At 47.2% G+C, this 18,841-nt stretch carries 17 protein-coding genes; 4 read left to right on the top strand and 13 right to left on the bottom strand.

What is annotated here, in order from left to right:
- Positions 1-112: 112 nt before the first annotated feature.
- Both ABS768_RS04385 and ABS768_RS04380 read right to left on the bottom strand, forming a co-directional pair.
- Complete coding sequence (locus tag ABS768_RS04385) at positions 113-379, bottom strand: hypothetical protein (RefSeq protein WP_408073753.1); 267 nt, start codon at positions 377-379, stop codon at positions 113-115.
- 14 nt (positions 380-393) lie between these two features.
- Entirely contained in the window at positions 394-1,161 is a 768-nt protein-coding gene (locus ABS768_RS04380) for an XRE family transcriptional regulator (RefSeq protein ID WP_408073752.1), read from the bottom strand.
- 87 nt (positions 1,162-1,248) lie between these two features.
- On the opposite strand from ABS768_RS04380, the gene dinB reads away from it, so the two are divergent.
- The 4 genes from dinB to ABS768_RS04360 are packed head-to-tail and all read left to right on the top strand — an operon-like array spanning position 1,249 to position 7,550.
- Positions 1,249-2,406 carry a DNA polymerase IV gene (gene dinB / locus ABS768_RS04375; protein ID WP_408073751.1) on the top strand — a complete coding sequence of 386 codons (1,158 nt, stop codon included), beginning with the start codon at positions 1,249-1,251 and terminating at the stop codon, positions 2,404-2,406.
- 22 nt (positions 2,407-2,428) lie between these two features.
- Complete coding sequence (locus ABS768_RS04370; protein WP_408073750.1) at positions 2,429-5,509, top strand: DNA polymerase III subunit alpha; 3,081 nt, start codon at positions 2,429-2,431, stop codon at positions 5,507-5,509.
- Between the two features lie 5 nt (positions 5,510-5,514).
- Positions 5,515-6,897 carry an exonuclease domain-containing protein gene (locus ABS768_RS04365; protein WP_408073749.1) on the top strand — a complete coding sequence of 461 codons (1,383 nt, stop codon included), beginning with the start codon at positions 5,515-5,517 and terminating at the stop codon, positions 6,895-6,897.
- 32 nt (positions 6,898-6,929) lie between these two features.
- The gene (locus tag ABS768_RS04360; protein ID WP_408073748.1) at positions 6,930-7,550 is read left to right on the top strand and encodes an alpha-ketoglutarate-dependent dioxygenase AlkB family protein; all 621 of its coding nucleotides are present in this window, start codon (positions 6,930-6,932) and stop codon (positions 7,548-7,550) included.
- A gap of 130 nt (positions 7,551-7,680) precedes the next feature.
- Here the strand turns inward: ABS768_RS04360 and ABS768_RS04355 are convergent, their stop codons facing one another.
- The 11 genes from ABS768_RS04355 to ABS768_RS04305 form a co-directional block, all read right to left on the bottom strand.
- Positions 7,681-8,535, bottom strand: a complete 855-nt coding sequence (locus tag ABS768_RS04355) for a nucleotidyl transferase AbiEii/AbiGii toxin family protein (protein ID WP_408073747.1) — start codon at positions 8,533-8,535, stop codon at positions 7,681-7,683.
- The gene (locus ABS768_RS04350) at positions 8,532-9,170 is read right to left on the bottom strand and encodes a type IV toxin-antitoxin system AbiEi family antitoxin domain-containing protein (RefSeq protein ID WP_408073746.1); all 639 of its coding nucleotides are present in this window, start codon (positions 9,168-9,170) and stop codon (positions 8,532-8,534) included. Before ABS768_RS04350 ends, ABS768_RS04355 begins: the two co-directional genes overlap by 4 nt.
- A 577-nt stretch (positions 9,171-9,747) precedes the next feature.
- Complete coding sequence (locus ABS768_RS04345) at positions 9,748-10,662, bottom strand: helix-turn-helix domain-containing protein (protein WP_408073745.1); 915 nt, start codon at positions 10,660-10,662, stop codon at positions 9,748-9,750.
- Positions 10,663-10,770: 108 nt separating this feature from the next.
- Entirely contained in the window at positions 10,771-11,586 is an 816-nt protein-coding gene (locus tag ABS768_RS04340; protein WP_408073744.1) for an SDR family oxidoreductase, read from the bottom strand.
- Between the two features lie 293 nt (positions 11,587-11,879).
- On the bottom strand, positions 11,880-12,698 hold the full coding sequence (locus ABS768_RS04335) for an SDR family NAD(P)-dependent oxidoreductase (RefSeq protein WP_408073743.1): 819 nt from the start codon (positions 12,696-12,698) through the stop codon (positions 11,880-11,882).
- Positions 12,699-12,863: 165 nt separating this feature from the next.
- A complete protein-coding gene (locus tag ABS768_RS04330; RefSeq protein WP_408073742.1) occupies positions 12,864-13,757 on the bottom strand; it encodes a helix-turn-helix domain-containing protein in 894 nt (297 codons plus the stop codon).
- Between the two features lie 27 nt (positions 13,758-13,784).
- The gene (locus ABS768_RS04325) at positions 13,785-14,783 is read right to left on the bottom strand and encodes a bestrophin family protein (protein WP_408073741.1); all 999 of its coding nucleotides are present in this window, start codon (positions 14,781-14,783) and stop codon (positions 13,785-13,787) included.
- Positions 14,784-14,817: 34 nt separating this feature from the next.
- Positions 14,818-15,657, bottom strand: a complete 840-nt coding sequence (locus ABS768_RS04320) for an alpha/beta fold hydrolase (protein WP_408073740.1) — start codon at positions 15,655-15,657, stop codon at positions 14,818-14,820.
- Between the two features lie 36 nt (positions 15,658-15,693).
- The gene (locus ABS768_RS04315) at positions 15,694-16,425 is read right to left on the bottom strand and encodes a hypothetical protein (RefSeq protein ID WP_408073739.1); all 732 of its coding nucleotides are present in this window, start codon (positions 16,423-16,425) and stop codon (positions 15,694-15,696) included.
- A 47-nt stretch (positions 16,426-16,472) separates the two neighbouring features.
- Positions 16,473-17,297 (bottom strand): oxidoreductase, encoded by an 825-nt coding sequence (locus ABS768_RS04310; RefSeq protein ID WP_408073738.1) that lies wholly within the window; start codon positions 17,295-17,297, stop codon positions 16,473-16,475.
- A 104-nt stretch (positions 17,298-17,401) separates the two neighbouring features.
- Positions 17,402-18,598: an MFS transporter gene (locus tag ABS768_RS04305; protein ID WP_408073737.1), complete on the bottom strand. Its 1,197-nt coding sequence runs from the start codon at positions 18,596-18,598 to the stop codon at positions 17,402-17,404.
- Between the last annotated feature and the right edge of the window lie 243 nt (positions 18,599-18,841).

Raw genomic sequence — 18,841 nt, 5'->3', positions numbered from 1 at the left:
AATCAGGAAGATACATGTAGCCAAAACAAGCCAAAATCTGTCAAAAACGGTCGTATAACTGTTTGATTGAAGCAGATACGGTAAACGCTGAACTCATTTTGAAACGTATCGGCTACACCTTTTGGGAGGCAGGAGTTACCAGATCTATGTACTTCCCAAGTGCAGTCCCTTCAATTTCCTGACGGATATAGGAAAGGACTTCCTCCCTTTTTGATAGTTCTGTAGTGAAATAATGGATATAAAACTCCTCACCGTCATCATCAAAGTGAATGATATCGGTATAGGACTGTGCGATAAGGCTGCCCTTAAGGGAAAGGATTTTTCTGGCGGTCGGGGTGTCCACCTCCTTTTTAACACGGAAACGTATGGTTGTAGTCATGGGGGGATATAGGGTTAGGTATGAATCTGTTTCAGGGCTTTTACTTCCTCACGGATCCCGTAAAGCAGTTCGCGGATGCTTTGCGGGTCCAGGTTTTCCGGTTCGTACTCTTTGGTGGCAATGCTGCAGGCATATTCCCAGATCTCCAACACATCGGAGGCTTTGATGGCATAAGGCTGGTAAAAGCTGTTGTCCGATACCAGCATCAGGCTGTTCTTGCCGTTTTTGTTCAGCCGCTTGTAGACGATGCCGTCCTCTTTGGTCAGCAGGATATAGGTCTTCCCGTCCCGTACCTCTCCGAGGTTTTCCACATACCTTCCTACGATAAACGAGCCGTCCCTGTGGGGCGGCATGGAATCACCCGACACGGGAAAGGCCCTGAACTTACCGTTTTTTAGGAATGGAAGCGTTACCTGCTGCAGCCCTTCGATGAATTCCGGGTCGCTATAACCGCTCAGGTAACCGGCCCTGGCCTTATGGGGAATGATCTCAATGGTGTTCTCCCCTTCCCTGTCTACCGTTATCGGTAAAAGGATACGGTTGTCCTCCAGCTGCATCAGTCCGTCAATATCTATTTTTCGAATATCGGCCGTCAGTAAAAGGTCGATACTCACATGGTAATAGTGCGAGATTTTGATCAGGATCTCAAAGGGCGGCTGGGACTTCCCGCCCTCGTATTTGGCCATCCGATCACGGGTGATGGACAGGCTCTCGGCCACGATTTCCTGAGAAACGCCTTTCCTCATTCTCAGGTGCCTGATGTTATCCGAAAATAGTGACATAATTATTTTGTGATTATTTATCACGGCAAATATAAATATTTTTGGGAATATCTGTCCTAATTTTGTTCAGTACAAATGTGAATAGTTATGGTGCGATCGATTGTACATATGGATCTAGATACTTTTTTTGTCTCCTGTGTGAGGCTGCAGAACAGTGATTTGGAGGGGGTTCCCCTGATTGTGGGCGGTGGTGACCGCGGTGTGGTCGCTTCCTGCTCTTACGAGGCCCGCCGCTTTGGCGTGCACTCAGCCATGCCGATAAAGATGGCACTCCGCCTCTGCCCCGAAGCGCGTATTGTCAAGGGGGATATGGAACTTTTCTCGCGTTATTCCCATACCGTTTCCCAGATTATCGAGGAAAAGGCGCCCGTAATGGAAAAGGCTTCCATCGATGAATTCTACCTCGACATTACCGGTATGGACCGTTTCCACGGCTCCTACAAATGGACCCATGAACTCTCCTCACTGGTAACCCGCGAGACCGGGCTGCCCATCAGTTTTGCCCTGTCGGTCAACAAGACGGTCTCAAAGATCGGTACCGGGGAAGGCAAACCCAAAGGCAACCTGGAAATACCACAGGCGATGGTGCAGCCGTTTCTGAACCCTTTATCCATCCGAAAGATTCCCATGGTGGGCAACGCCACCTTTACCCTGCTCTCTCGTATCGGTATCCGCAGTATCGGTACCCTGGCCGAAATGCCGGCAAAGGTGCTGCAGGAGATGATCGGGCTTAACGGGCTGGAACTCTGGAAAAAGGCCAACGGTATCGATAATACCCCGGTGGAACCCTATCGGGAGCGCAAATCCCTTTCCACTGAGGATACCTTTCATCAGGATACTACCGATATGGTGTTCCTGCGCGCGGTACTCTCGGGTATGGTGGAAAAGCTGGCCTACCAGCTGCGCAGCGAGGGCTGGCTGACCTCCAATGTGACGGTAAAGATCCGCTATTCCAATTTCGATACCGAAACCCGTCAGATGACCCTCGCCTATACCTCGGCCGACCATACCCTGACCCGGGCCGTACTGGAGGCTTTCGAGAAGCTCTACCAGCGCCGCATGAGCCTGCGTCTTGTAGGGGTACGTTTCGGCAGGCTGGTACGGGGCTCCTACCAGATCAACCTCTTTGAGGATACCCGGGAAATGATGTCCCTCTACCAGGCCATGGACAAAATCAAGAACCGCTTTGGGGCCAACGCCGTGATGCGCTGCAGCGGGGCGTTTGTGAAACCTAAGGTGAATTAATTTATTTGTTAGTAGTAGTAGTATGTACCTGAACTGTCATTCCTTTCATTCCCTGCGCTACGGTACCATCCCGATAACCGAACTGGTCTCCCTGGGCAAAAGCCTGGGGGTTACCGCTATGGCACTGACCGATATAAATACGGTAACAGGTATTTACGAGTTCTACAGGCTTTGCAGGGAGGCGGGTATCAAGCCGCTGGTCGGGATGGAATTCCGGGAAGGGAATGAATTGCTGTATATCGCACTGGCTAAAAGCCGCGCGGGTATCGGGGAGATTAACCGCCATCGAACCAAGCACAATCTGGAGGATACTCCTGTACCAGCGGTTGCACCTGATTTTAAAGAAGTACTGGTTATCTATCCGATGGATAAGGCGCCGGAAACCCTGCGGGAATTTGAGTACATCGGGGTACGCAGCGGGGAGTTATCGTTACTGATACAGTCGCGTTGGAGGGACAGGCTCGACCGGATGGTCGTATGGCAGCCGGTTACCTTCCGAGACAAGACCGAGTACAACCTGCACCGTATCCTGCGGGCCATTGACCTGAATACCCTGGGTAGCAAACTCACCCCTTCGGATTATTGCGGGCCGGAGGAGCACATGCTGCTAGCGGAAGAGATCATGGTGCGCTTTAGCCAATATCCCAAATTGCTGGAGAACACCTTTGCCCTGATCGCGCAATGTGATTTTCAGTATGAGTTTGGCGTGCCCCGCAACAAAAAGCACTACACCGGAGCGCGGGAAACCGATCTTAAACTCCTCACAAGTCTGGCCCAACAGGGATTGGTACGAAGATATGGTGACGGTCATGAGGCTGCCCGCCAGCGCGTCGAAAAGGAGCTGAAGGTTATTGATGAACTGGGATTCAGCGGGTATTTCCTGATTACCTGGGATATTGTCCGCTACAGCAACTCCATGGGCTTTTTGCATATCGGGCGCGGCAGCGGTGCCAACAGCATCATTGCCTACTGCCTGGGCATTACCGATATCTGCCCGCTCGAGCTGGACCTGTATTTTGAGCGGTTCCTGAACCTCAACCGTAAAAGCCCGCCGGATTTTGACATCGACTGGTCCTGGAAGGAGCGCGATGTGATACTGGAATATATCTTCCGTCGTTACGGGGCGGATCATGTGGCCTTCTGCGGTACCAATGTGGAATTCAAATACAGATCCATATTCCGGGAGGTCGGTAAGGTATTCGGCCTTCCGAAAGAAGAACTGGATGCCCTCTCGGGTACTTCGATGGACCGGCACGATAAAAATGAGGTGATACGATTGGTGCACCGTTATGGGATGCTGCTGGAGAAATACCCCAACCAGCGCTCGATGCACTCCTGCGGGATACTGATATCGGAAGACCCTATTACCGATTTTACGGCACTGGAGCTACCGCCCAAAGGATTTCCGATAGTGCAGTTCGATATGCATGTGGCCGAGGAGATCGGTTTTGACAAGTTCGATATCCTCTCCCAACGGGGCATCGGGCATATTGACGAATCGGTACGGCTGATCAAAAAGAACCGCGGGATTACCGTGGACATACGCGATACCTCCCTTTCCAAGGATGAAACGATCTGTAATACGTATTTGGGACAGGGAAAGACCATTGGCTGTTTTTATATCGAAAGCCCTGCCATGCGGGGGCTTTTGCGTAGGCTGAAGTGTGATAATTACAAGACACTGGTGGCAGCCTCTTCCATCATACGCCCGGGAGTGGCCCAGAGCGGGATGATGAAGGAATACATTTTCCGCCATAACCATCCTGATAAGTTCGAGTACTTCCATCCGGTCTTTGAGCAGCAGCTTGGGGAAACCTACGGCATTATGGTCTACCAGGAGGATGTGATCAAGATTGCCCTGCATTACGGCGGGCTGGCCGCAGCCGACGGGGATATCCTGCGCCGTGCCATGAGCGGCAAGGGGCGTTCCAAAGCGGCATTACAGAGAGTAAAGGACAACTTCTTTGCTTCCTGTGCCGTCAAAGGCCATCCCGAGGAGTTGAGCGCGGAGATTTACCGTCAGATCGAGTCCTTTGCCGGGTATTCCTTCTGCAAGGCGCATTCAGCCTCCTATGCCGTGGAAAGCTACCAAAGCCTGTACCTGAAGGTACACTATCCCATTGAATTCATGGTGGCGGTCATCAACAACCAGGGCGGTTTCTACCGTACCGAGGTGTATGTGCATGAGGCCCGTATGTCCGGGGCGGTTATCCATACCCCCTGCATCAACAAAAGCGAGGTGGAGACGACCCTGTACGGAAAAGACGTTTATCTGGGCTTTATGCATCTGCAGGGGCTTCAGGGAGAGATTGCCCGTTGTATTGTCTCCGAACGTATTGACAATGGAGACTATAGTTCGCTGGAGGATTTCATCAACCGGGTGCCGATCGGGATTGAAGGGCTGCAGCCATTGATCTATATTGGTGCGTTCCGCTGTACGGGAAAGAACAAGAACGAATTGCTCGTTACCGCCCGACGTATCATGATGCATTTTAAGCCGGCACAACGCCAGCCGCAACTATTGCCAGAACCGGTGCAGCAGTACGGGCTCCCGGAGCTGAAACGCTCCCCTTTTGAGGATGCCTTTGACGAGATCGAGCTTTTGGGTTTCCCGGTATCGGTTACCCCGTTCAACCTTCTCAAAACCGGCTACCGCGGGGATGTCATGGCACGGGATTTGGTGCAGTACCATAAAAGGCAGGTAAGGATGCTAGCCTATCTGGTCTCGCGCAAGCATGTACCCACCAAGATGGGAGCCATGTATTTCGGGACGTGGATCGATGCCAACGGGGAATTCTTTGATACCGCTCATTTTACCGGGAGTCTCAAAGAATACCCTTTTAAGGGCGGTGGCTGTTACCTGCTACTCGGTACGGTCGAGGTGGATTACCACTTCCCTACCATTACCATATCCAAAATGGAGAAACTGCCTTTCATTGCCGATCCGCGCTACAGGGAAACCGAGGCAGAAAGTACACGAACTGCAGCGCGATTGCGGGAGGATGTATCGATGACCCATCGTGCCCCGTATCCGCAGAAGCAGGAAATCGGCCTGCCAAGGCATAAGATGAATACAGGGCCAACCCAGAAAAAGACAGGATGAATAAGATGAGAAAGAATGAGTATGCCATAGTAGATATCGAGACCACGGGCGGTAACGCCTCAGGCAGCCGCATTACGGAAATATGTATCATTATCCATGACGGGATAAAGGTGATCAACCGCTGGGAAACCCTGGTGAATCCGCAAAAGGAAATACCCCTGCCCATTTTTGCCCTGACCGGAATCAATAATGAGATGGTGGCCGGAGCGCCCATTTTTGATGACATAGCAGAAAAGGTATTGGAGCTGCTGGAAGGCCGGATATTTGTGGCGCATAATGTGAACTTCGATCACTCCTTTGTAAAGCATGAACTGGAGCATGCCGGGCTGAAATGGACCACACGTAAGCTCTGCACCGTGAGGGCTGCCCGTAAGGTACGGCCGGGACTGCCCTCCTACAGCCTGGGCAACCTGTGCCGCGCACTGGATATACCACTGCTTCAGGCACACCGTGCCGGTGGGGACGCCGATGCAACAGCCATACTGCTCTCCCGTCTGTTGCTTTGGGATGAAGCCGGGGAGATAGCAAAGATGATCAAGCGGAATTCCCACGACCAGAACCTGCCCCCTAACCTGCCCCAATCCGAGTTTGAGCAGTTGCCGGAAAAGCCCGGGGTATATTATTTTTACAATCAGGTGGGGAAAGTGGTGTATGTCGGCAAAGCCAAGAACATCAAGAAAAGGGTGGCACAGCATTTCTCCGGGCATAAGATCACCCCGCAGCGCCAAAACTTTATGCGTGATATCTACTCCATCTCCCATGAGGTCTGCGGCACCGAGTTTATGGCACTGCTATTGGAGTGCTGCGAGATCAGAAAGCTGTGGCCCCTGCACAACAGGGCACTGAAGAAGTTCGCGCCGAAGTTCGGGCTGTACCACTATGAGGCCCGAAGCGGATATAAATACCTTGGTATCGGGAAACTGGCCAAAGGACAGACTTGTGTGGAACACTTCTTTTCCCTGCACCAGGGGGTGAACCTACTCCTATACCTGGCCGGGGAATTCGGTATCGATCACCGGTTCTGCCACTACGGGACACCGGATGCAGGGGATTTCGTTATTAAAAAAGATACTGCCCATCTGCCCGATATAAAACAGCACAATGCTAAAGTGGAACAGGCACTGGGCTATCTTGCTGACAGTAAGCTGAGTTTCGGGATTGTGGATAAGGGGTGCTCCGGTGAGGAACGCAGCTGCATCTGGGTGGAAAACGGGCATTTCTACGGTATGGGTTATATGCCGTCGGATGTGGGGATCACTGAAGCTTTACAGATAAAAGACTATGTAACGCCCCATCACAGTAACCGCTATATCATGCAACTTATTACAGGCTATGCTGAGAAATATCCCGGAAAGGTTTTGCGGGCTGAAGTACCTGTCGAAGAATAAAGTGAGGACAGAAAAGGAAAGAAAAGGAGATTATGATGACACTATTTGATGATACGGAATTGTTTACCGCAGGCAGCGCCCCAAAACGCTATTACGACCTGCCGGATATGGAGCTGATGCAGTATGACGGTTTTGTTCCGAAAGCGCAGGCGGATCATTACTATGAGGTGTTGCTCCAAAACACACCCTGGCGGGAATACCAGATGCCGATGTACGATAAGATCGTTACGGCTCCACGCATGATTGCCTGGTATGGCGAACCTGAAGAGGCCGGTGAAGGCGCCCTGCCGTGGACTCCGGAGCTTCTTGCACTTCGAAAAAAGGTGGAGAAGGAAACCGGGCTGTTCTTTAATGCGGTACTGCTGAACCTGTACCGTAACGGCAGTGACAGTGTGGCCTGGCATTCGGATAAGGAACACCGTATCGGGAGTAATCTCAATATTGCCTCAGTAACCTTCGGGCAGACAAGGCCATTCAGGTTCCGTCATAAGACCGATAAATCCATTCCGCAGGTTGAGATCCCCCTGCATCATGGTACATTGCTTTTGATGTCCGGTACTACCAACACCTATTGGGAGCATCATATACCAAAGTCGGCTAAGGAGATGCTGCCCAGGATTAATCTAACGTTCAGACAGGTTAAACCTATTTAGCATTGAGCATCAAAAGACACCGACTTCCTATAGACTACTCTTCTGCATATTTATCCTGATGCCGCTTCTTAAAAATATTCATGCCCTTTCATCACATAAGGATTGTGCTGACAGACAGAGTTGTTATAAATTACCGGAATTTCATTTTCTCGGTAAGATCATTAAAATACTGCTCATTCCAAATGTTCAGGACTGTCCCGTCTTTTATAAAGGGTAAGACATCTTCCTTTACGTTTTGATAATTTACGGTTTTGAATTTTTCCCTAAGCAATGCCAGTACATCATCTGCCGTCATTGTGTCCTGATGCCAATTCCCCGTATCCTGTGCCCTCAGCATAAAATGATGCAGATCAAGAGGTATTCCTTTTCTTATATACCATTCCAGATCATACCAATCACGGCCCTTAACACGGTTCTGCCACTTGCGGAACAGTAGGGCGTGCATCTTACCGGCAAACAGGCTCGGCCTGTCAAAGCACTTCACATAAAAAGAGAAAGGCCGGGTGAGGAGCTTCATTTCTGTTGTAAAACCAAGAGGCGGTTGACGGTCTACCTCTATCTTTATCTTAATGGTTCTGTTGGTAGGTTTTATTCCTACCTGCCTGACAATATCCTCCAGAACAAGCTCCTTCCATAATGTCTCGGATTTAAGGAAGGCCGAATCGACATTTGTTTTCTCCTTCTTTTCTTTCTCACGGATGCTCACCTTCATGCCGATAGACTCGAATTCGATTACGATGGCACCAAAATAGGGTTCGAGAGAAAAATCGGGATCGGGTTCCAGCAACGAGAAATCAAGGTCTTCCGAAAAGCGGTCCAGCCCATAGAAGATCCGCAGGGCCGTACCGCCATAAAACGCAGCCTTTTCAAAAAAGTTTGTCCGTGAGAGTCCCGCAAGGGCAACCTCCTGCATAATTTCCCTTAAAGCAGAAAGGACATCTTCCGTATCTTTTGGGGCATATTCCCCTATCCAGTCTTTAATCATAAATCACTAAGTGTTTTTGTAAGCATTTTAAGGCTCTCTTTTTTCGGAGCGTCCGCAATCCAGGAATGTATCATTTTATGATCCAGCGTTTTGAGCCGTGTAGGGTCTATGCGAAGATCATCCCGGAGGTACTGTTGTGTCTGAACAGTGCTTCGCAGCGTAAGGCCGGCGGTAGTGACAATCTTGTCGCAAAGTGCCTTTTCCGGTGTTGCCATAAGGACGACCTGCCCAGGGGTGAGTACCACACTGTTGATCCCAAAGCTGTAGTAGGGCCAGGGAAGATACCGATAGCTGAACCTGCCTTTAGCAGTAATGAATTTCCTGGAAAGCTTCATTGTCGCCGAACCGATCTCATAGACTCGTTCCGGGATCAGCCCCCAGTATGACAGGGCGGACTCAAAAGATATGTAGCTCGGTCCCCAGAGATGGTTCGCGATAAGGAACGGTTCAGGGCCCTGAAGATCTGTGTTTGGCCCCGGGATATATAACCCTTTTTTTAACAGAATCAGTTCACCTTTTTTTATAAGTTCGCTGATCTTGTCATTCGGTCTTTTGTAATCCCGTAGCAAATCCAACATTAACTGACGGGTAAATGGCACATTATCATATGGTTTTACTAGATATCTAAAATCCATTATTGCTAAATTATTCAGCTAAAGTCGGAAATTTTCCGATTTAAAGCAAATATTTATACACTTTTATATGCTATATTATTAGATTATAATCGGAAAATTTCCGATTATATAATAAAAAATAAACAAGTAAAATTGAAAATTGCAATCAAACAACAACCGTGAAACCCTACCCCCTCTGCACTGTCGACATTACCCCGGACCACTTTCGTGGAGCCAGAGCAACCTGTGCCGGTTTGATATCATGCAGTACTACGGATTTTTTTTTAGTACTGCCAAGATATTTATATATTAGCAGCTTACAACCTTACCTTATGAAATACTTTCCTGACCTTATACCCGAGCGGTCAAAAGTGCAGGATCGAATTCCAAAAGCCTCTTCCGGACAAGGCGGTAATGCCTTGCGGTAGGGGCACTATCCTTAACGGAATCCGATAACAGTCCTCCAACAGTATAATCCTCATAAACTACAGTAATAACAATAAATAGATTGTATAACCTCTGTACTAAGGTTACCAGATAATTTTATCTAAATAAATACCTTCACTCAGTCCTAACTAGCTGTAAAATTCGAAACATATCATTTCCCCGTTCTGATACGCAGACGATGGTCTTTTGGGGACAGCCCAGTACGGTTTTTAAAGAACTTGCTGAAATGGGAAAGATGTTCAAATCCCAGCAGAAATGCGATCTCGCCCACCGTACGGTCACTTCCGGCAAGTAATACCTTTGCTTTTTCAGTAAGTTGCAGATGAATGTGCTCCTGCGTGGTCTTACCGGTGAACCTGCTGAGTAAATCGGAAAGGTAATTGGGTGAAAGATGAAGCTGGGAGGCAAAGTATTTTACATCGGGAATGCCCGATTCGCGTAACGCTTCTCCCGAAAAATAGGAAAGCAGCAGCCCCTCAAAGCTTTTGACCACATCATTACTTGTCTTTTCTCTGGTATAAAACTGCCTTTTGTAATAACGCATGCAATAATTGAGCAAAAGTTGCAGGTTGTCGGCAATCAATGTGGCAGTGAGACGGTCGATGTTCTGGTTGCATTCCCTCTGTATCTTGGCCAGACAATCCAGCAGGATGGCATTCTCTTCCTCAGAAACATGCAGCGCCTCATTGCTGTCGTACTGAAAAAATGTATAATCATGGATACTGCTGCCAAGGGGTGTCCCGGCCAAAAGATCCGGATGAAAAAAAAGCCCCCACCCTTCGGTTACCTTCAGCTCGGGATCGGAAAGAACCACCTGACCCGGCGCAGTAAACATCAGTGACCCTTCTTCAAAATCATAATAGGAACGACCGTATTTAAGGGTTCCCTCAAACTGCTTGCACATGATTACATACAAATCCGAACGGTAAAATACCGCATGGGCATCACGGTTGGGCGTAACCGATGCCAGATCCACAACGGTTATCAGCGGATGTTTCGGTTTGCCACAGTTGTAAAAACGATGGACATCCGCAATGGAGGAGATGACAACATAAGCCTGGCTCATGGTAGAATAGTTTAGGTGTTGCTACGGCTAAAGATACTGGATGTTGCGGAGATAGGAAATAAAAACCGGAAATGCCTTGACAGGCCCTCCGGCTTTATCCACTTACAATTATTTTACAAAGAAGCCCCGCATGGCATCAAGGAAGGTTTTTTCGTCATTATCGGCTTTAAGGCTGATGTAAAATGCGCCATCCTCACCTACGGTAAAGCGCAGCCTACCATGGGTATCAGTAACGGCCGTGTAAATGGTCTGCGCAACATCCGATGCAGTAGCATTGGTAAGTTCCTTAGTCGGTTCGGGATAGCGCTTAAAAAATGAGGCCATAACAGGGTCATACGAGGTAACAAGATTCGTGATAATTTCCAGTCCGTTGCGGAAATTGGTATGTACACCGCCCGGCTCAATAATTTTGACCCCTATATTGAAAGGCAGTAATTCATGGGAAAGCGCTTCTGAAAATCCTTCCACAGCGAATTTGGAACTGTTGTACAAACTGCCGAATGGCAACCCCACAATACCTCCGAAAGATGATACATTGACTATTGTCCCCTTTCCGCGCTCCCTGAAGTGAGGGAGAATTTCCTGCACAACACGCATCATGCCAAATACATTGACTTCAAACTGGTGCTGAATCTGCTCGGCTGTTGCCGATTCAAAAACACCCATCAGGCCGTAACCTGCATTGTTTACCACGGCATCAATACTGCCGAATGCTTCGATACCGGTAGCTATAGCGGTATGTATTGATTCCCTGTCAAGGACATCTAGACGGGTCAGCAATATGTTATCCATTGCGTTAAGTTCCTGCTCCTTTTCCGGGGTACGCATGGTTGCCACAACGTTCCACCCCTTTGACTGAAACAATAGCGCAGCTGCCTTACCAAAACCCGATGAAGCACCGGTTATTAAAACTGTTCTTTCCATTTTATAAGACTTTTAATTAGACAGGACAAAGTTCCTCCAAATAAAGAGTGGGTATTTATACATTTCACGGCAATACTTATACATATCCCGAATCAGAAAAAAACTGCACCGCACTGCCGAAAATTGCAGCAGAAGCCTCCCTTAAACGAAAAAAAGGATGTACCCGGCGGGTACATCCTTTTTTGCTATCTCTTGATAAAACGTAAAGCCTGTACTTCTACTCAATCCTGAATATATAATTATATAATGATCAGAAAACCACAGGCGATCCTACCTGCAAACTGATGTTTATTTTATCCGTGTGCTGCCACTGAAACTTCATCCCATGCTCTCCAGGTTTGCAGTTTCTCAGCATAAATGCGTTCTGTTTTCTTCAGTCCGACCTTACCCAGGAATAAACGTAACGGCGGGTTTTTACTGTCTATCAGTTTTAGTATTGCCGCTACCGTGGCTTCAGGCTTTCCGTAGTCTTCAGGCAGCAGCCCCTCGGTTTGTCCCAGTCCGGCTTTTACCGTATCGTAGGCAGCAATGGCATCACTCTGTACTGCAGAACTTCCCCCGAAATCAGTAGCGTAACCGTTAGGCTCTACTAATGTGACATGGATACCCAGGTCTGCCACTTCTGCATGCAGGGATTCCATAATTCCTTCCATGGCAAATTTGGTCGCATTGTAGATGCCTAATATTGGTAACGTCCATACGCCCAAGACACTGGACAACTGTACAATGTGTCCGGATCCCTGCTCACGAAGAATAGGCAACGCGGCCTGTGTTACCCATAATGAGCCGAAAACATTCGCCTCAAAAACATCTTTAGCGTCCTTCTCACTTACTTCCTCTATGGCACCAAATACACCATAGCCCGCGTTATTGATGACCACATCAAGGCTGCCAAAATGATTTTTGGCCTTATTTACAGCCGCTATTACAGCGGATCTGTCCGTAATGTCGAGTTCTATAGCCAGAAACTGGTTCTTGTACTTATCCGTCAGATCTTTTAAAGAATCAGCAGTTCTTGATGTAGCAGCTACGTTGTCGCCGCGTTGCAATAAGGCTTCAACCCAAAGTTTTCCAAATCCTCGTGAAGCTCCTGTAATAAAAATTGTTTTCATTATAATAGTATTGATTATTAGTTATTAATTTAAAAGTTATAGTAGCAAATTTATGTGGTTCCCATCCGGCAGAATGGTACATATGTAGGAATAAATAGTACGTTTTCACGAATTGGTGCAACCGGTCCTTGCTCAGGAAAAGTAGGGCGGGCCGGCTTAAGGACTTTAGGCACTACCCCCTTTTGGTGTCCTGAACATCTCAGGCGGATATCCTTCCATTTTGGTGAACAAAAGGGCAAACTTTTTGATTTCCTTAAAACCCAAAGTGTATGCTATTTCTTCGATGGATACCGGACTATTGCTCAAAAGTTCCCTGGCTTTTGCAATAAGGGCGATCAGTACAAGGCCCTCAACAGTATTGCCAGTCTTAAACTGCAACACATCGTTGAGGTAATACGGCGAAAGCTGCTGCTGCTTAGCGAAATGGGCGGCGGCCGGAATACCTTTGCGCTTCAGTAATCCTGATTTTATATAGGTTTCCAGATGGCTCTTAAAGCGTTCTGACACACTGTCGGTAATGGCCATCTGGTCCCTGAACTGTCTTTTGTAAAACCGCTTTACATATATTAGCATCGCTTCATAATGGCTCAGAATGATGTCCTTGCTGTATTCGTCTGTATTGTTATAGTATTCCCGCTCCATTTTTGTCTTGAGGCTGGTGATCAACTTTGCCTCGCAGGGAGCAAAAAAAAGGGATTCACTGGCGTAGTACTGAAAGAAATGGTAGGTGTTAATGCTCTGCGCCAGTCTTTGTCCCCGGAAGAAATCCTTATGTGCCACAATGACGAACCCGTTACTGCCGACCGTGATTTCCCGTGCTGAGATGTCAGTGCCCGGATGTATAAAACGCATGGCACCGTTACCGTGAGTGCCCTCCGGAAGAACAGCAGATGGTATCCCCTCGTCCCTGAGATCAAACCGAATGAGGTAGCAGTCGGTACTGAAGCGTTCCTCGGGAAGCTGATCTGAAAATTGACTGACAATACTGAACATCGGATTTTCAGGTGGCGCCCAGCCTAGGTCCCGGTGCAACTCGCTTACCGTTTTCAAATGTTTCATGCCTATAAAGATAAATTAGCTGTATACTTACATTAGGAAGCCGTTTACCGGCTGTGGTGGTTCCGGGACCCCTGAGTCATCAATCAGTTCCCGCAGATCAATTTCAATACCTTTTGAAATTGAGGTGATAGGCACATCATTATAGGTGCCCTCAAAAGGATTTTCTGAATAGTCCCCAATCATTTCCATAAGAAGGAACACCCATGAGATAAGGGCCGAAAAGGGAATGGTCAGCCAAACCGCCCCAAAGGATTCCTGACTGAAAATACTCAGCAGTCCAAAGGGAATTAATGCTGTGAACAGCAGTGTGATCCAAATTGCAACCGAGGCATACTGACGGGGAAAAGGGAAGTTTTTGATACGTTCACTTCTGCCCTGCTCGTCCATCAGAGCCAGTAACAGGCGATGAAGCTCCATATGCCTGAAGTCCTCAAAATAGCCTTCATCCCTGAGTTCCTGCAATCGTTGGGACTGTTTCCTGAGGATCTGTACCGCTGCGTTGGATGTTTTTTGAAAGGCCGTCCATTCGTTATCCCCTAAAAACGGCAGAATATCCTGTTCAAGTCCCGATAGGGTGTGTTCCGCTATTCGGGGCATATCATGGTCTTTCATCCGGTTCTCGGTATGTTCCCATTCGCGGTCGGTCCTGAGCTGGTAACGCAGGGCGGTTAGCCAGGCGATGTGCCTGTAAATCAATTCCTTTTTTATCGCCCCACTGTGTTCTCCCTGTACAAAACTGACCACTGAGGTTCCGAATCCACGGGAATTGTTGACAATACCACCCCATATCTTCCTTGCTTCCCAGGCCCTGTCATAACTGGCACTGTTTTTAAACCCGAGATAAAAGGCAACAGCTATACCCAAAACGGTAATAGGCTGCCAATTCAGCGAAATGTCAAAATCGAAAGCCCGAAATAGACTGCGATAGACCAGTGTTATCAGTGTGGCATAAAGAATACTGTATAAAAAGGGTTTCTTACTCCATCGGAAAAGTTTCCAGAAACCATAGTGTCTGCGGGTATACATGAATTTTAAGTTTACGGCCTCTTACGTGCCGTGGTTAAAAATTGTTTAGAAAATCGTTGGTCTGATTTACGAACCGTTGCGGATACTGATAAAAAGATCCGTGTGCTGCATCAGCATAATAGGTCAGTACGGCATTGGATAACTGCTTAAAGAGTGCGTACGAATTATCCGAATCCATCATCTCGTCATTACTGCCCTGTACAATCAATACCGGATGGGGTATCATTTTAAGGTTCATCGTAACGGGGTCAGCCCCCCATCGGGTAATGGCAGCCATTTGTGCCAAAACACTTTCCTGTGCTGTTTCCTTATCGCGGTCTTCGGTTCTCGTAAACAACCTTTTCAGGGTTTCCTTTCCCTTATTTCGGCTCGTAGTGGTGGCGGTAAAAAAAATATATAAAAAGCGTTCCTCCGGATCTTTTTGCATGGCATTGTTAATTAGTTCAGGAAAATGCTGCAAAACCGTTGCTCCCTGTGGCGCTGCGCCCACAATAACAAGCTTCCTTATCAGTTCCGGATACTTGACGGCCAAATATTGTGCAATGAAACCGCCAAGCGAAAAACCCAGCACGTCAAATTTATATACCCCCAGTGCCTTTAGAAAATCTATCGCATCATGAGCCATATCGGCAACGTTATCAGGCGTCTCACCTGTACTGTTTCCAACACCGGTATTGTCAAAAATTAGTACCTCCCGTTCCTGTGCCAGACCGTCAAGAATTAAAGGGTCCCAATTATCAAGGGTACCGGTAAAGTGCTGGAAACCGACAAGAGGAAATTCAGAGGGTTTACCAAATCTTCGGTAGGCGTAGTTAATGCCGTTAACATTTATATATTGTGTGGGTGCCGTGAGTGCAGTTATTAAAGTGCTCATCTGTTTGTTGTTTTAGAATGTTACTAATGGTTTGAATTATTCGAAGCGTACGTCAAGAATGTCAATGGATACCAGTACCGGGTCTGTCTGATAGCTGTTATCCGCATCGTTTAGGATGTAGATATTTCTTTTGGTACCGGTTTTTACACCCTGAAATTCCTTGTAACCTTCAATTATCTGGGTTGCAGACGAGCCTCCCAGTACTACCGGCCAATAGTCATGACGTTTTAATAATCCGGCTTCATTAAAGTAAAATACCTGTCGTTTGCTGTGTGTGGCAAACCCCTCAGGATAAATCACCTCAAGCCTGCTCAGGGTCTCACCCTTTTCATTCCAGGGTTCCAGTTCGTTAATTTCTACACCGGGAACAAGAAAATTAAAAGGCGCGGTAGCATAATTCCATGTAGCATAGCTCGAAAAGTACACCAGTTGCGCCCTTGTCCACGGGGTTTCTACAGTATGTCCTTCAAATGAATCACGTGGGGTTGTAAGGGCTTCCAGTAATTTACCGTTTTCATCAAACAGCTGTACTTTACCGGGTTCGAATGTTGAGGTATACCCCGTCTGGAAAAGGTTTTTCCAGCTGCTCTTCTGCTCGGTTAACGAACCAGTAAATTCTACATCGGCAAGGGCACCGTCATGCCCTTTTATAGGCCACACCACACCACCTATATTGGTGTGTATTTTTACTGTTGTAAAAGGGGCTGCGTTGGCGCCTCCGTGTGCGGCAATAACTTTGTCTACTAATTGTTGGGTTGAAGTTGTCATGATTGAATATTTATTATTGTTGGATATAATTGTAAAATGGTAATCGATTAATGTCCGTGAGCGGCAATACTTACTTCTTTCCAGGCCTCAATACTGTTAAGCCTTTCAGTATATACCTGTTTTACCACGTTATAGGCTATGCGGCCAAACAGAAGTCTTTGCGGTGGGTTAGCATGGTCTACAAGGTCAAGCACAATGCTTACCGTAGCTTCGGGCTTGCCCCAGGTTTCCGGATTTTCGCCGGTGGTGGCAAACGCTTCACGAACTGGATTATAATCTGAAATATCGTTCGTGGTTTGGTTTGCCGATGCCCCGGCCCAGTCCGTAGCATAGCCGTTAGGTTCTATAAGTGTAACATTGATACCCATGTGTGCTACTTCCCTGGCGATTGTTTCGCTAAGTCCTTCTACTGCAAATTTTGAGGCATTATAAAGGCCCAGCATAGGCAGCGTGGTAAGCCCTAAAAAGCTTGAAACCTGAATAATATGACCGCTTTTTTGGGCTCTCATAACCGGCATTACCGCCTGTGTAACCCAAAGCAGGCCAAAAAAGTTAGTTTCCATTTGTGCTCTGGCCTGTTCCTCGGTCGTTTCTTCTACCGTACCAAACAAGCCATAGCCGGCATTATTTATTAGTACATCAATACTGCCAAAATGATTTGCGATTAGGGCTACGGCCTTGTTTACATTTTCGCGTTTGGTAACGTCAAGTTGTATGGGTAAGATTTTATCACCATACATTTCCACCAGGTCGGCAAGGTCGGCCGTGTTGCGGGCAGTGGCGGCTACTTTGTCACCACGCTTTAAGAAGGCTTCGGCCCATAGTTTTCCGAATCCTCTCGAGGCTCCGGTTATAAAAATTGTTTTAGACATAATTGTATTTTATTACGGGTTATTGATTTTTGATAGAGCAAATTTAGCTTCAGTATACGCGACAGGGTAGTTCATATGTGGGAACTAATAGCACAAAACAACGTTTATACAGTCCGTGCCTTTACATAGTGTTTGAAAGCAACAAGCACTACTAATAAAAGCAGCACAATGCCAAGGTTTACAGACGATAAAAGGTGAACCGATTTAATGCTTAGGGAATTTATAAGCCCATAGCCAACCACAGAGCTGATAACATAAATACCACCACCGGTAAGGCCGCTGGCTGTACCTGCATTATGTGTAAAACGTTGTAGGCTGTAGGCATATACATTATTAAATATAAAACCGGATGCAAGATGAAGGGCCGCCGTAAAAACAATCAAAACCCAAATCGTTACGGTTGAGACGGATATCAGCCACATCATGGCTGCGGCAAAAAGCTGTAGTATTATGGCGGTATCCAGTTTTGTAAACAGTGCCCTTTTTAATAATAACTTGCTCATGATACCGCCACTCATCAGCGCAACACCCGATACCAGGGAACTGTACCCCGTAATTACCGGAGAATATCCATATACCTTTTCTATGATAAAGGGGCTTACCATACCATATACAACCAGAAGGGAATAACTCAGTCCGATAATCAGCAGCCCCATGGTAAAATCAGTCGTTTTCAACATTTCCTTATACACCTTTACAATGGGCTGTATACTGAAGGGCTGCCTTTGGGATAATGATTCACCCGAAAAACGTATTTCCATGATTAAGACAATAACTGCCAGGCTACCCAAAAAGTAAAAACTAGACTGCCACCCCAATACTTCCTGGAGATAACCTCCAAGAAACGGTGCCACTATTGGTGCTGTAGCCCATACAATGGAAAAAAGACTTGTATAATGCTTTAGTTGGGAACCACTATACATATCCACAAAAAATGCTCTCTTCCCAACGATGATAAGGGAAACGGTTATACCCTGTATAACTCGCATGGCATATATTACATAAATATTTGTGGTAAGGGCAATGGCAAAACTCGCTATGGCGAAGATTAATAATGCAAAACTGCTGATCCGGTAGCGTCCGAAACTGTCGAGAATACTTCCAATAAAGAGCTGGCTAAAGCCGGAACTGATCATAAAAAGAAGTAACGATAACTGTATTGCCCCCACCGACACGCCAAGATCGTGTGCCATGGCCGGAAGCGAAGGGATATAAATGTCTGTGGTAAGCCCTCCAAGCGGTATCAGTATAAAAGCTAAAATGGTGCTGATACGCAGGAACTCTGATTTTTGATTCTTCATAATAGATAGTGTTAAGTATCTTGTTTTTAAAAAGGTTACCCGGTATGAGGCCCAGGTCTCCGCAATCAAAAGTAGGGCTGCGGCTCCCCATTCAATAGTTCGTTTGTAAGGATAAATAGCACATATCTACGTACCCTTGCCTTTTGCAGCCGATCCGAAAAAAAACCGGAAATTTTCTCCACCCTTTTATTTTTTTACTACTTTTCACCTTCCAATTCTTGTTCATTAAATCCCTACGATCAT

The organism is Flavobacterium rhizophilum, assembly GCF_046000485.1.
GTDB lineage: Bacteria > Bacteroidota > Bacteroidia > Flavobacteriales > Flavobacteriaceae > Flavobacterium > Flavobacterium rhizophilum.
The sequence above is the reverse complement of the archived record's forward strand: the minus strand, read 5'-3'. Positions and strand labels throughout refer to the sequence as shown.